This window comes from Amycolatopsis endophytica (assembly GCF_013410405.1).
GTDB lineage: Bacteria > Actinomycetota > Actinomycetes > Mycobacteriales > Pseudonocardiaceae > Amycolatopsis_E > Amycolatopsis_E endophytica.
Map to the genome: position 1 here is coordinate 3,708,708 of NZ_JACCFK010000001.1, position 14,266 is coordinate 3,722,973.

Below are 14,266 nucleotides of genomic sequence, written 5' to 3' on the forward strand. Positions count from 1 at the left end.
CGACTGTAACAGGTTCTACTTCTTTCCGGGGCGGGTCGGAAGCACGGCCAGTTCCCCGCGCTCCGTCGTGCTCACCTCCGCCGTCGCGCCGTAGTAGCGGGCCAGCGCTGCGGCGGTGAGCACTTCGGCGGGCGGGCCGGTGGCGACCGCGTGGCCGCCGTCGAGCAGCAGGACCTGGTCGGCGTACTGCGCGGCGAACGTCAGGTCGTGCAGGGTCGACACCACCGTGATGCCGTCCTCGCGCCGCAACCGGTCGATCAGTTCCAGCAGTGCCTGCGCGTGCCCGAGGTCGAGGCCGGTGGTCGGCTCGTCGAGCAGCAGCAGGCTCGCCCGTTGCGCCAGCACGCGGGCCAGCACCGCGCGCTGCCGTTCGCCACCGGAGAGCATGTCCATCCGGCGTCCGGCCAGCTCCGACAGGTCCAGGCGCGTCAGCACCTCTTCCACAATGGACAGATCGCGCCGGCTCTCCCGTGCCAGCAGGCCCAGATGGGGGGTCCGGCCGAGCAGCACGTAGTCCGTCACGGTCAGGCCCACCGGCAGCGAAGGGTCCTGCGGCGCGTACCCGACGATGCGCGAAAGGTCCTTTCGCGACAGACGTGACCGGCCGTCGACGAGCACTTCGCCCCCGGCGGGCAGGAGACCGGCCACCGTTTTGAGCACAGTGGACTTCCCGGCACCGTTCGGCCCGACGATCGCCAGCCAGCCGCCGGCAGGCACCTCGGCCGAAACCCCGTGCACGACAGGACAATCGCCGTAGCCGGAGCGCAGCGCACGCAACGACAGCGCCGTCATGACACCCTCCGTCGCGACGAACGCAGGATCCACGCGAAGAACGGCGCCCCGGTGAACGCCGTGACCACCCCGAGCGGCAGTTCGCCGGGCATGATCGTGCGCGCCACCTGATCGGCCAGCACCAGGAACGCCGCGCCGCCGATCAGCGACAACGGGATGACCACGCGATGACTCGCGCCGGCGAGCATGCGCACGACGTGCGGCACCACGATCCCGACGAACCCGATCAGCCCGCTCACCGACACCGCCGCCGCGGTCGCCAGCGACGCCGCCGCCAGCACCACCAGCCGGATCCGGCCCGGCCGCAAGCCGAGCGACGCCGCCTCCGCGTCGCCGAGCGTGAGCACGTCCAGCAGTCGCGCGGACAGGCACAGCACCACCGCCGCGACCGCGACGTACGGCACCGCGATCGCGACCTCGCGCCAGCCACTGACGCTCAGCCCGCCCAGCATCCACGTGTAGACCTGCCGCAGCGTCTGGGTGTTGAGCTGCTGCGTGAACGTCTGGATCGCGGTGAGGAAGGACGCGACCGCGACCCCGGCCAGCAGCAGCGTGCTCGTGCCCCCGCCGCCCGCCGAGCGCCCCACCAGCCAGCTCAGCCCGACCCCGCCGATCGCCCCGGCGAACGCGGCCAGCGGCAGCGGGCCCACCACCCAGCCGGTGACCGACGGGGCGAGCACGACGACGAGCGTGGCCGCCATGCCCGCGCCCGCCGCGGCGCCCAGCAGGTACGGGTCGGCGAGCGGGTTGCGGAACACGCCCTGGAAGGTCGCCCCGGACACCGCGAGCGCCGCGCCGACCACGGCCGCCAGCAGTACGCGCGGCACCCGCAGTTGCCACACGATCGCCGCCTCCCGGGCGGACAGCGGTGACTGCCCGCCGGTGACCTGGGCCCAGAACTCGGCGAGCACCCGCTGCCAGCCCAGATCGCTCGCGCCGGCGAGCACCGCGGAGACGAGGACGGCCACGAGCACCAGGATCCCGGTGACCAGGACCGGTGCCCGCAGCCGCGTCCGGGTGTCAGGCACCGGCCTTGTCGATCGCGTCGGCGACCGTCCGGGCGAGATCGACGATGCGCGGGCTCCAGCGCGAGGCGATGTCATCGTCCAGCGCGACCACCTGGTCGCGTTGAACCGCGGTCAAGGTGTTCCAGCCAGGGCGCGCGGCCACGGTCCGCGCGCTCTGGCCGCAGCACTTGCTGTCGGCCAGGAAGATCAGATCGGGGTCGGACTGCAGGACGCGTTCGGCCGACAGCTGCGGGTAGCCGCCGGAGGCGTCCGGATCGGTGCCGTCGGCGATGTTGGTCAGCCCGAACCGCGACAGCACCTGTCCGACGAACGTCGCCGACGTCACGCTGTAGTACGTCTGGTCCAGCTCCCAGTAGTAGGACAGTGACCGCTTCGGGGTGTCCGCGACGATCTTGTCGATGTCGTCCTTCGCCTGGCGCGCCAGGCTTTCGCCCTCGGCCTGGTGCCCGGTCGCCTTGCCCAGCGCGACGAACTGCGCGTAGGCGTCGTCGAGCGTCTTGGCGTCGGGCATCTGCAGCGTCTTCGTGCCGGTCTTCGCCAGCGCGTCCGCCAGTCCGGTGGTGTCGGCGTAGACGATGACGAGATCGGGCTGGTACGCGGCGATCGCCTCGGGGTCCGGGCTCAGGCCGGACAACGCGGTTCTCGGTGCCTGCTCGGGATAGGTGGACGCCGAGTCGACGGCGACGACCTGCGGGCCCGCGCCGAGGGCGAACAGTGTCTCGGTGGCCGACGGGGACAGCGAGACGATCCGCCGCGGCTGGGCGTCGACTGTGACCGCGGGTGCGCCGGGAGCGGAGACGGTGACGGGGAACGTGCCCGGAGTTTCGGGCGGTGACGCGGAGTCCTCGGACGGGCGCGTGGCACAGCCGGTCAGGACGAGAAGCACCGCCAGGAACGGTGCGAAACGACGGAACACAGGAAAACCTCGGGTTTCCGTCCGGCGTCACGGGGCCCCGTCCCGCACCCAGGCGTAACGGACGCCGCACCCCTGAGCCGGGGGCAAAGGCGTCGGCGCGGCGACGGTCGACCTGGCTCGACCGGGTGTGCACGGAGCGCACCCGGGTCATCACAGTTGCGGCACAGCACCGGGTTCCCACCGGTTTCGCCACCGTCACGCCACTGGCCGGCAAGCCGCTGACCAGCGTGAGGAACGCTACCACCGGCGAATCTGGTCTTCTCCCGCCGTGTTCACGTAACCTTGATGGGATCGCGCGCCGACTCGGCCCGCGTAGACTCGGCACAGCGCGCCGAACGCAGCCCATCAAGAACGATGTCGTTCCTCGCAGCCAGATCGTTACCGATCGGATGAGAAAATCCACACTCCGAGAGGGTGCTGTCATGTTTCCTGGGTGTTAAGGTCGCGCTAATCCAAGGGCCATCGTCGTCCCTGCCGCAGTACCGGGGGAACTTTCCGAACTGAGCAAAGAGACGACGAAGGAGGTCCCCGCATGATCTTCTCCGCCAACCCGGGCAAGCAGGGCCTGTACGACCCTGCTCAGGAGCAGGACTCCTGCGGTGTGGCGATGGTGGCCGACATCCAGGGCCGCCGCACCCACGCCATCGTGACGGACGGGCTGACGGCGCTGATCAACCTGGACCACCGGGGCGCCGCGGGCGCCGAACCGACCTCCGGCGACGGCGCCGGGATCCTCGTGCAGCTGCCCGACCGGCTGCTCCGCGAGGAGGCCGGTTTCGAGCTGCCCGAACCCGACGCGCGGGGCCACCACCGCTATGCCGCCGGCATCGCGTTCCTGCCCGCCGAAGAAGAGGCGCGCGGCAAGGCCGTCGCCCTGATCGAGCGCCTCGCCGACGAGGAAAGCCTCGAAGTGCTGGGCTGGCGCGAGGTCCCGGTCGACGCGGACGCGGCGGACATCGGCCCCACCGCACGTTCGGTCATGCCGCACTTCGCGATGCTCTTCGTGGCGGGCAAACCCGACGCCGAGGGCGTCCGCCCGTCCGGTGTGGAACTGGACCGGCTCACCTTCTGCCTGCGCAAGCGCAGCGAGCACGACACGGTGGTCGCCGAATGCGGCACGTACTTCCCGTCGCTGTCCTCGCGCACCATGGTCTACAAGGGAATGCTCACGCCCGAGCAGCTCCCGGCGTTCTTCGGCGACCTCCGCGACACGCGGATGACCAGTGCGATCGCGTTGGTGCACAGCCGGTTTTCCACCAACACGTTCCCGTCGTGGCCGCTGGCGCACCCGTTCCGGTTCGTCGCGCACAACGGTGAGATCAACACGATCCGCGGCAACCGCAACCGCATGCGGGCCCGCGAGGCGCTGCTCGACTCGGGTGTCATCCCCGGGGACCTGACCCGCCTGTACCCGGTGTGCTCGCCGGACGCGTCGGACTCGGCGTCCTTCGACGAGGTGCTGGAGCTGCTGCACCTGGGCGGCCGTAGCCTGCCGCACGCCGTGCTGATGATGATCCCGGAGGCGTGGGAGAACCACGCCACCATGGACGACCGGCGGCGCGCGTTCTACCAGTTCCACGCGAGCCTCATGGAGCCGTGGGACGGCCCGGCGTGCGTCACCTTCACCGACGGCACGCTCGTCGGCGCGGTGCTGGACCGCAACGGCCTGCGCCCGTGCCGGTGGTGGCGTACCGCCGACGACCGCGTCGTGCTGGCCAGCGAGGCCGGTGTGCTGGACGTGCCGCCGGACCAGGTCGTGGCCAAGGGCCGCCTCAAGCCGGGCCGCATGTTCCTCGTGGACACCGAAGGCGGCCGCATCGTCGCCGACAACGAGGTCAAGGCGCACCTGGCCGCGCAGCACCCGTACGAGGAGTGGCTGCACGCCGGACTGCTGCAGCTGGCCGACCTGACCGACCGCGACCACGTGACGCAGAGTCATGACTCGGTGCTGCGCCGTCAGCTGGCCTTCGGCTACAGCGAGGAGGAGCTCAAGATCCTGCTGGCGCCGATGGCGGAGAAGGGCGCCGAGCCGCTCGGCTCGATGGGCACCGACACGCCGCCGGCGCCGCTGTCCAAGCGCTCGCGCCAGCTCTACGACTACTTCAAGCAGAACTTCGCGCAGGTGACCAACCCGCCGCTGGACGCGATCCGCGAAGAGCTGGTCACGTCGATGAGCCGGATCATGGGCCCGGAGCGCAACCTGCTCGACCCCGGTCCGGCGTCCTGCCGCCACATCCAGCTGCCGTACCCGGTCATCGACAACGACGAGCTGGCCAAGCTCATCCACATCAACGACGACGGCGATCTGCCCGGCTTCGCCTGCACCGTCCTGTCCGGACTGTTCGAAGTGGACGGCGGCGGCAAGGCGCTGGCGGAGGCGGTCGAGCGGGTGCGCCGCGAGGCGTCCGAGGCGATCGCGGCCGGCGCCCGCACGCTCGTGCTGTCCGACCGGGACTCCGACCACAAGATGGCGCCGATCCCGTCGCTGCTGCTGGTCTCCGCGGTGCACCACCACCTGGTGCGCACCAAGGAGCGGCTGCGCGTCGCGCTCGTCGTGGAGACCGGCGACGCCCGCGAGGTGCACCACATCGCGCTGCTGCTCGGCTACGGCGCGGCGGCGGTGAACCCGTACCTGGCCTTCGAAACGATCGAGGACATGATCGGCCAGGGCGCGATCTCCGGGATCGAGCCGCGCGAGGCCGTGCGCAACTACGTCGGCGCGCTCGTCAAGGGCGTCCTCAAGATCATGTCGAAGATGGGCATCTCGACCGTCGGCGCCTACACCGCGGCGCAGGTGTTCGAATCCTTCGGGCTGTCGCAGGAACTGCTCGACGAGTACTTCACCGGCACGGTGTCCAAGCTCGGCGGCGTCGGCCTCGACGTGCTCGCCGAGGAGGTCGCCGTCCGGCACCGCCGCGCGTACCCGGACAACCCGACCGACCGGGTGCACCGCCGCCTGGACTCCGGTGGCGAGTACGCCTACCGCCGCGAGGGCGAGCTGCACCTGTTCACGCCGGAGACGGTGTTCCTGTTGCAGCACGCGGGCAAGACGCGCCGCGACGAGGTCTACCGCCGCTACTCCGACGAGGTGCAGCGCCTGTCCCGCGAGGGTGGCGCGCTGCGCGGACTGTTCAAGTTCCGTGCAAAGGCGTCCCGAGCTGTGCCCATTGAAGAGGTCGAGTCGATCGAGTCGATCTGCAAGCGGTTCAACACCGGTGCCATGTCCTACGGCTCGATCTCCGCCGAGGCGCACCAGACGCTGGCGATCGCGATGAACCGCATCGGCGGCCGCTCCAACACCGGTGAGGGCGGCGAGGACCCGGAGCGGCTCTACGACCCCGAGCGCCGCAGCGCGATCAAGCAGGTCGCGAGTGGACGGTTCGGCGTGACGAGCGAGTACCTGGTCAACGCCGACGACATCCAGATCAAGATGGCGCAGGGCGCGAAGCCCGGCGAGGGCGGTCAGCTGCCGCCGAACAAGGTGTACCCGTGGATCGCGCGCACCCGGCACTCCACGCCGGGCGTCGGCCTGATTTCCCCGCCGCCGCACCACGACATCTACTCGATCGAGGATCTGGCGCAGCTCATCCACGACCTGAAAAACGCCAACGAGCAGGCTCGTGTCCACGTCAAGCTGGTCAGCTCCCTCGGCGTCGGCACGGTCGCGGCGGGGGTGTCCAAGGCGCATGCGGACGTCGTGCTGATCTCCGGTCACGACGGCGGCACCGGGGCCTCGCCGCTGAACTCGCTCAAGCACGCGGGAACGCCGTGGGAGATCGGCCTGGCCGAGACCCAGCAGACACTGATGCTCAACGGGTTGCGCGACCGCATCACCGTGCAGGTCGACGGCGCGATGAAGACCGGGCGGGACGTCGTGGTCGCGGCGCTGCTCGGCGCCGAGGAGTACGGCTTCGCCACCGCGCCGCTGATCGTGGCGGGTTGCATCATGATGCGCGTGTGCCACCTGGACACGTGTCCGGTCGGCGTCGCCACCCAGAGCCCGGAGCTGCGCAAACGCTACACCGGGCAGGCCGAGCACGTGGTGAACTACTTCCGGTTCGTCGCGCAGGAGGTCCGGGAACTGCTGGCGGAACTGGGTTTCCGCACCCTGGACGAGGCGATCGGCCGCGCCGACATGCTCGACACCGACGACGCGGTCGAACACTGGAAGGCCAGCGGCCTGGACCTGTCGCCGATCTTCCAAATGGCGACGGATACTCCCTACGGCGGCGCGCGGCGCAAGATCCGCGAGCAGGACCACGGCCTCGAGCACGCCCTGGACCGCACGCTCATCCAGCTGTCCGAGGCGGCGCTGGAGGACGCCCACCCGGTTCGGCTGGAGCTGCCGGTGCGCAACGTGAACCGCACCGTCGGCACGCTGCTGGGCTCGGAGATCACCCGCCGCTACGGCGGCGAGGGCCTGCCCGACGGGACCATCCACATCCGGCTCGTGGGCTCGGCGGGACAGTCGCTGGGCGCGTTCCTGCCGCGCGGCGTCACGCTGGAGATGGTCGGCGACGCCAACGACTACGTCGGCAAGGGCCTGTCCGGCGGACGGATCGTCGTGCGCCCGCATCCGGACGCGACGTTCGCCGCCGAACGTCAGGTCATCGCGGGCAACACGCTGGCCTACGGCGCCACCGCGGGGGAGATGTTCCTGCGCGGGCACGTCGGCGAGCGTTTCTGCGTACGCAACTCGGGCGCCACCGTCGTCGCCGAGGGCGTGGGCGACCACGCCTTCGAATACATGACCGGTGGCCGCGCGGTGGTGCTCGGACCGACCGGCCGCAACCTCGCCGCCGGCATGTCCGGCGGTATCGGCTACGTCCTCGACCTCGACCGGGGCAGTGTCAACCGCGACATGGTCGACCTGCTCGCGCTCGAACCCGAGGATCTGAACTGGTTGAAGGACATCGTGACCCGACACCACGAGCTCACCCGCTCCGCGGTCGCCGCGTCGCTGCTCGGCGACTGGCCGCGCCGCTCGGCGAGCTTCACCAAGGTCATGCCGCGCGACTACAAGCGTGTGCTGGAGGCGACCAGGGCCGCCAAGGCGGCGGGCCGGGACGTCGACGAGGCGATCATGGAGGTGGCGTCTCGTGGCTGACCCCAAGGGCTTCCTCAAGTACGAGCGGGTCGAGCCGTCCAAGCGCCCGCTGGCCGACCGCGCCGAGGACTGGCGCGAGGTCTATGCCGACATCGAGGCGGCCGAGCGCGACCAGCAGGTCCGCACCCAGGCCACCCGGTGCATGGACTGCGGCATCCCGTTCTGCCACTCGGCGGGTTCCGGCTGCCCGCTGGGCAACCTGATCCCGGAGTGGAACGACCTGGTGCGCCGCGGCGACTGGGCCGCGGCGAGCGACCGGCTGCACGCGACCAACAACTTCCCCGAGTTCACCGGGAAGCTCTGCCCGGCGCCGTGCGAGGCGGGCTGCACGCTGTCCATCTCGCCGCTGTCCGGCGGGCCGGTCGCGATCAAGCGCGTCGAGGCCACGATCGCGGAGAAGTCCTGGGAGCTGGGCCTGGCCCAGCCGCAGGTCGCCGAGGTCGCCTCGGGGCAGCGGGTCGCCGTGGTCGGGTCCGGTCCGGCCGGGCTCGCCGCCGCGCAGCAGCTCACCCGCGCCGGCCACGACGTCACCATCTTCGAGCGGGACGACCGGCTCGGCGGGCTGCTCCGCTACGGCATCCCCGAGTTCAAGATGGAGAAGAAGCACCTCGACCAGCGCCTGGCGCAATTGAAGAAGGAAGGCACTCAGTTCGTCACGGGCTGCGAGGTCGGCGTCGACATCACGGTCGAGGAGCTGCGGGCGCGCTACGACGCGGTCGTGCTCGCCGTCGGCGCGCTGCGTGGTCGCGACGACACCACCACGCCGGGCCGCGAGCTCGACGGCATCCACCTGGCGATGGAGCACCTGGTGCCGGCCAACAAGCAGTGCGAGGGCGACGGGCCGTCGCCGGTGCACGCGCGGGGCAAGCACGTCGTGATCATCGGCGGCGGCGACACCGGCGCCGACTCCTACGGCACCGCGGTCCGCCAGGGCGCGGCGTCGGTCACCCAGCTGGACCAGTACCCGATGCCGCCGACCACGCGTGACGACGAGCGTTCGCCGTGGCCGACGTGGCCGTACGTGCTGCGCACCTACCCGGCGCACGAGGAGGGCGGCGAGCGGAAGTTCGGCGTCGCCGTGCGGCGGTTCGTGGGCGACGAGAACGGGCGCGTGCGGGCGATCGAGCTGCAGCAGGTCAAGGTCACCAAGGACCCGGAGACCGGGCGCCGCGAGGTTGTCCCGCTGACCGGCGAGGTCGAGGAGATCCCGGCCGATCTGGTGCTGTTCGCGATCGGGTTCGAGGGCGTGGAGCACATGCGGCTGCTCGACGACCTGGGCATCTCGCTGACCCGCCGCGGCACCATCTCGTGTGGCGCCGACTGGCAGACCGAGGCGCCGGGCGTCTTCGTCTGCGGCGACGCGCACCGGGGCGCCTCGCTCGTGGTGTGGGCGATCGCGGAGGGCCGCTCGGTGGCCAACGCGGTCGACGCCTACCTGACCGGCGCCTCCGACCTTCCCGCGCCCGTTCACCCCACCGCGTTGCCGCTCGCCGTCGTCTGATCACCCGTCCGTATCGGCCGTTCGGGCTCACCCCGGGTCCGAACGGCCGATTGTTCACCCAGTCGTGGCCGCCTTACTTTCAGTGGGGCAACGACTACGGACGGGGTGGGCGTCATGACACGTACGGGCCTCCGGGCAGGCATCCTCGCGGCGGTCGCCGCACTCGCGACAGCGGTTCTGTCCACTCCGGCCACCGCGGCCCCCGGACCGGCGGTGCATCCGCTCGGGGGAGGCGCGGCCGAGTACTGGACGCCCGACAAGATGCGCTCGGCCACGCCACTCGACGGCCTGGTCGCCGACGCGCAGCAGCTGACCGGCGACGTCAAGGCGGCCCTGCCGCGGCTGCTCCCGTCGCGCGCGTCGAAGGTGAGCACCGGTGACCCGTGGACCGGCGGCGGCGACGTCACCCACACGGCGGGCCGGGTCTTCTTCACCTTCAACGGATCCCCGGCCTCGTGCAGCGGGGACGCCGTCACCAGCGCCAACTCGAGCGTCGTGATCACCGCCGGGCACTGCGTCAAGTACCAGGGCAGCTGGCACACCGACTGGATCTTCGTGCCGGGCTACGACAACGGCAACGCGCCCTACGGCGAATGGCCCGCGACGGCGACACTGACGACGCCGCAGTGGGAAGCGAACGAGGACCTCAACTACGACGTCGGTGCCGCCGTCGTGGCGCCGCAGGGCGGGCAGTACCTCACGGATGTGGTCGGTTCGCAGGGCATCGCGTTCAACCAGGCCCGCGGCCAGGCGATGTACAGCTTCGGCTATCCCGCGGAGCCGCCCTACGACGGCAGTGAGCTGACCTACTGCGCCGGCAACACCTTCAACGACGCGTTCGGCAGCAACGACCTGGGCATGCGGTGCGACATGACCGGCGGATCCAGTGGCGGGCCGTGGTTCCAGAACTTCGACGAGGCGACCGGCACCGGCGTGCAGAACTCGGTGAACAGCTTCGGCTACACGTTCCTGCCCGGCGTGATGTTCGGCCCGTACTTCGGCGCCGACGCGGAAGCCCTCTACGACGCGGCTTCGGCACGGTAAGCAATCGACGAGGGCCAGGGGCCCGGAACCGGCGCTCGGCACTGAAACCCGGCGAGACGCTGGCGGACGCGCCGCGACAGGGGGACCGGAGGAGGGTTCTCAGCTTCGCGGTTGCAGGATGAGCCATGACCTCCGCGAGGCAAGAACCCGTCATCGAACGTGGCGCCTTCGCCCGGCTGGGGCGGCTGGTCGTCCATCGCCCCTGGTGGGTGATCGGCGCCTGGATCGTCCTGGCCGTGGTGGTGATCGCCAGTGCGCCGGCGTTGCCGCGCAGCACCGACGAAAGCGACGCGCTGCCGCGGGACTACGAGTCCATCCAGGCCATGACCCTGGGCCAGGAGGCATTCCCGACCGCGTTCACCCCGTCGATGCTGGTCGTCTTCTACCGCGGCGACGACGCGCCGCTGACCGCGGCCGACACGCAGAAGACCGGCGAAGTGGTGGCCGGGCTGACGGCCAAGGGCCTGCGCGATGTCGAGCTGATCTCGCCGCCGACCCCGGCGCCGAACAACGTCGTGCAGATCTCCGCCGTGAAGATGCCGCAACTGTCGTCGGGCAACGCCCAGCAGCTCACCGAGTCGGCGAAACAGTTCCGCACCGAACTCCGGGCGCTGCTGGGAAGCAGTGACCTCAAGGCGGCGACCACCGGCAGCGTCGCGCAACAGCTCGATGTGCAGGAGGCTTCCGGCAGCGCGGACGCGGTGGTCGGCATCGCGACGGTGTTGCTGATCCTGTTGCTGCTGCTGGTGATCTTCCGCAGTCCGGTGATCGCGCTGCTGCCGATCATCCTGATCGGGATCGTGTCGCAGATCGCGAACGGCTTGATCGCCTGGGTGGTGAAGCTGTTCGGCATGCAGACCGACGCCTCGATCTCCTCGATCCTCATCGTGGTGCTGTTCGGCGTCGGCACGGACTACATCCTGTTCCTGATGTTCCGGTTCCGGGAACGGCTGCGAGCCGGGGACGAACCGAAACAGGCCATGGTGACGGCCGTCAGCCGGGTGGGGGAGGCGATCACGTCCGCGGCGGCGGTGGTGATCATCGCGTTCCTGTCGATGGCGTTGTCGTTGTTCGGGTTCTTCCGGTCGATGGGCCCGTCGCTGGCGATCGCGGTCGCGGTGACGCTGCTGGCCGGGCTGACCCTGGTGCCCGCCGTGGTGTCCCTGCTGGGCGCCAGGGTGTTCTGGCCGTCGAAGTCGTGGCGGTCCGAGCCCACGGGCGCCCGGTTCGCGGCGATCGGCCGCGGTCTGGGGCGCAAACCGGCGGTGTTCGCGGCGGTGTCCGGGATCGTGATGGCCGCGCTGGCGTCCGGTCTGGCCGGTTTCAACCCGACGTTCGATCTGGCGTCGGGCTCGATGCCGGACAGCGCCGAATCGCAGGTCGGCCTGCGGCAGCTGGAGCGCGGGCTGCCGCCGGGCACGACGTCGCCGACGAACGTCTACCTGCACAGCGACAGCGGTGCGCTGGACGCGTCGGCTCTGCCGTCGTTCGGCGAGCGGCTGCGGACGGTGCCGGGCGTCGGGCAGGTCGGGCAGCCGCAGGTCAGCGCGGACGGCGCGACGGCCAACTTCGCGGTCACGCTGACCGACGACCCCAGCTCCGACGCGGCGATCGACACCGTGGCGGGCCCGCTGCGGACGGCCGCGCACGATGCCGCCCCGCCGGGTGCGAAGGCGCTGGTCGGCGGTGAGACGGCGGTGTACGTCGACATCCAGGACACGATGAACCGCGACTACCGGGTGGTGTTCCCGGTGGCGGCGGTGCTGATCATGCTGGTGCTGGCGGTGCTGCTGCGGAGCGTGGTGTCGCCGTGGTACGTGATGGCGTCGGTGGGCCTCGGCTTCGCCGCGACGCTGGGCGCGACGACGCTGTTGTTCCAGGTCGTGATCGGCGAGAACGGCCTGATCTTCATGATCCCGCTGATCATCTACATGTTCGTGGTGGCGCTCGGGACGGACTACAACATCCTGATGATGGCGCGGCTGCGCGAGGAGGCGAAGAACGGGCACACCCCGCGTGAGGCGGCGGCACTGGCGGTGCGTCACACGGGCCCGACAATCGCCGCGGCGGGCGTCATCCTCGCGGGTTCGCTGGGCGCGCTGATGCTGGCGGGCAACTCGCTGCTGGCCGAGATGGGGTTCGCCCTGTCATTCGGGATCCTGGTGGCGGCGTTCGTCATGGCGATGTTCTTCGTGCCGAGCCTGACGGCGCTCATCGGCCGCGCCGCGTGGTGGCCCGGCCACGGTGACCGCGCGGAGCCGGAGCCCGAGCGCGTGCGGCAGGGCTGAGGCTTCCGCCGCGGGTGGCCCCTGCCACCTCGGGGCGGATCGTCGCAGCGCACCCCATATCCTGGGGTGGTGAACTGGACCGTGGACGTGCCCGTCGACACACTGCCCGAGCTGCCGCCCCTGCCGCCGGAACTGCGTGCCAAGCTGGACGACGCCCTGTCCCGTCCGGCCGCCCAGCAGCCGGAATGGCCCGACGCCGACGCGGTCGGGCGGGTCCGTCACCTGCTCGAAGCCGTGCCGCCGATCACGGTGCCCGCCGAGATCGACCGGCTGCAGAGCCGTCTCGCGATGGTCGCCCGCGGGGAGGCGTTCCTGCTCCAGGGCGGCGACTGCGCCGAGACGTTCGAGTCGAACACCGAGCCGCACATCCGTGCCAACCTGCGCACGCTGCTGCAGATGGCCGTCGTTCTCACCTACGGCGCCAGCCTGCCCGTGGTCAAGGTCGGCCGCATCGCCGGCCAGTACGCCAAGCCGCGGTCCAACAGCACCGACGCGCTCGGCCTGCCCGTCTACCGCGGCGATGTCGTCAACTCGCTCGTCGCCAAGCCCGAGCTGCGGGTGCCCGATCCGGGCCGCATGATCCGCGCCTACGCCAACTCCGGCGCGGCGATGAACCTGGTCCGCGCCCTCACCGGGGCGGGCATGGCCGACCTGGCCCAGGTGCACGACTGGAACAAGGACTTCGTGCGCACCTCGCCCGCGGGGGAGCGGTACGAAGCCCTGGCCGGCGAGATCGACCGCGGCCTGCGGTTCATGTCCGCATGCGGCGTCACCGACACCTCGCTGCACTCCACCGAGATCTTCGCCAGCCACGAGGCCCTGCTGCTCGACTACGAGCGCGCCATGCTGCGGATGGACAACGCCAACGCGGCCAACCCGAAGCTCTACAACCTCTCGTCGCACTTCCTGTGGATCGGCGAACGCACCCGTCAGCTCGACGGCGCCCACATCGCCCTCGCCGAGCTGCTGGCGAACCCGATCGGCGTCAAGATCGGCCCCACCACCACCCCCGACCAGGCGGTGGAGTACGTCGAACGCCTCGACCCGCGCAACGAGCCCGGCCGCATCACCCTGATTTCGCGGATGGGCAACGGCAAGGTCCGCGAGGTGCTGCCGCACATCGTGGAGAAGGTCGAAGCCACCGGTCACAAGGTGATCTGGCAGTGCGACCCCATGCACGGCAACACGCACGAGTCCTCCAGTGGCTACAAGACCCGCCACTTCGACCGCATCATCGACGAGGTCCAGGGCTTTTTCGAGGTGCACCACCAGCTGGGCAGCTACCCGGGCGGCATCCACATCGAGCTGACCGGTGAGGACGTGACCGAATGCCTGGGCGGTGCGCAGGAGATTTCGGACGCGGACCTGGCAGGCCGCTACGAGACCGCTTGCGATCCGCGGCTGAACACGCAGCAGTCGCTGGAGCTGGCCTTCCTGGTGGCGGAGATGCTGCGCGGTTGATGTTGTAGCCGCTGCGGGTGTGGGCGTTACGGATGTAGCCGCTGCGCCGGGCGTTTGGCGCCGCGCGCGTTGTTGCGCTGCGCGCGGCTTCAGGCGCCGGCTTCGCAAGCTACGCCCCGGCGCCTGGGC

8 protein-coding genes are annotated in these 14,266 nt (G+C 70.7%); 5 read left to right on the plus strand and 3 right to left on the minus strand.

Annotated features, from left to right (window positions below; all coding sequences use genetic code 11):
- Positions 1 to 15: 15 nt before the first annotated feature.
- The 3 genes from HNR02_RS18390 to HNR02_RS18400 are packed head-to-tail and all read right to left on the minus strand — an operon-like array spanning position 16 to position 2,736.
- The gene (locus HNR02_RS18390) at positions 16 to 792 is read right to left on the minus strand and encodes an ABC transporter ATP-binding protein (RefSeq protein ID WP_179774377.1); all 777 of its coding nucleotides are present in this window, start codon (positions 790 to 792) and stop codon (positions 16 to 18) included.
- Positions 789 to 1,820 (minus strand): FecCD family ABC transporter permease, encoded by a 1,032-nt coding sequence (locus tag HNR02_RS18395; RefSeq protein ID WP_179774378.1) that lies wholly within the window; start codon positions 1,818 to 1,820, stop codon positions 789 to 791. Before HNR02_RS18395 ends, HNR02_RS18390 begins: the two co-directional genes overlap by 4 nt.
- A complete protein-coding gene (locus tag HNR02_RS18400) occupies positions 1,813 to 2,736 on the minus strand; it encodes an ABC transporter substrate-binding protein (protein WP_179774379.1) in 924 nt (307 codons plus the stop codon). The genes HNR02_RS18395 and HNR02_RS18400 overlap by 8 nt, the downstream gene beginning before the upstream one ends.
- A gap of 532 nt (positions 2,737 to 3,268) precedes the next feature.
- Here HNR02_RS18400 and gltB point away from each other — a divergent pair.
- From gltB to HNR02_RS18425, 5 genes are all read left to right on the plus strand, one after another.
- Positions 3,269 to 7,843, plus strand: coding sequence for a glutamate synthase large subunit (gltB, locus tag HNR02_RS18405; RefSeq protein WP_179774380.1), 4,575 nt, complete (start codon positions 3,269 to 3,271; stop codon positions 7,841 to 7,843).
- Positions 7,836 to 9,344 (plus strand): glutamate synthase subunit beta, encoded by a 1,509-nt coding sequence (locus tag HNR02_RS18410; protein ID WP_179774381.1) that lies wholly within the window; start codon positions 7,836 to 7,838, stop codon positions 9,342 to 9,344. Before gltB ends, HNR02_RS18410 begins: the two co-directional genes overlap by 8 nt.
- A 114-nt stretch (positions 9,345 to 9,458) precedes the next feature.
- Positions 9,459 to 10,388, plus strand: a complete 930-nt coding sequence (locus tag HNR02_RS18415) for a trypsin-like serine peptidase (RefSeq protein WP_179774382.1) — start codon at positions 9,459 to 9,461, stop codon at positions 10,386 to 10,388.
- A gap of 125 nt (positions 10,389 to 10,513) precedes the next feature.
- Complete coding sequence (locus tag HNR02_RS18420; RefSeq protein ID WP_179774383.1) at positions 10,514 to 12,676, plus strand: MMPL family transporter; 2,163 nt, start codon at positions 10,514 to 10,516, stop codon at positions 12,674 to 12,676.
- Between the two features lie 69 nt (positions 12,677 to 12,745).
- The gene (locus tag HNR02_RS18425) at positions 12,746 to 14,137 is read left to right on the plus strand and encodes a class II 3-deoxy-7-phosphoheptulonate synthase (protein WP_179774384.1); all 1,392 of its coding nucleotides are present in this window, start codon (positions 12,746 to 12,748) and stop codon (positions 14,135 to 14,137) included.
- The last annotated feature ends 129 nt before the right edge of the window (positions 14,138 to 14,266 follow it).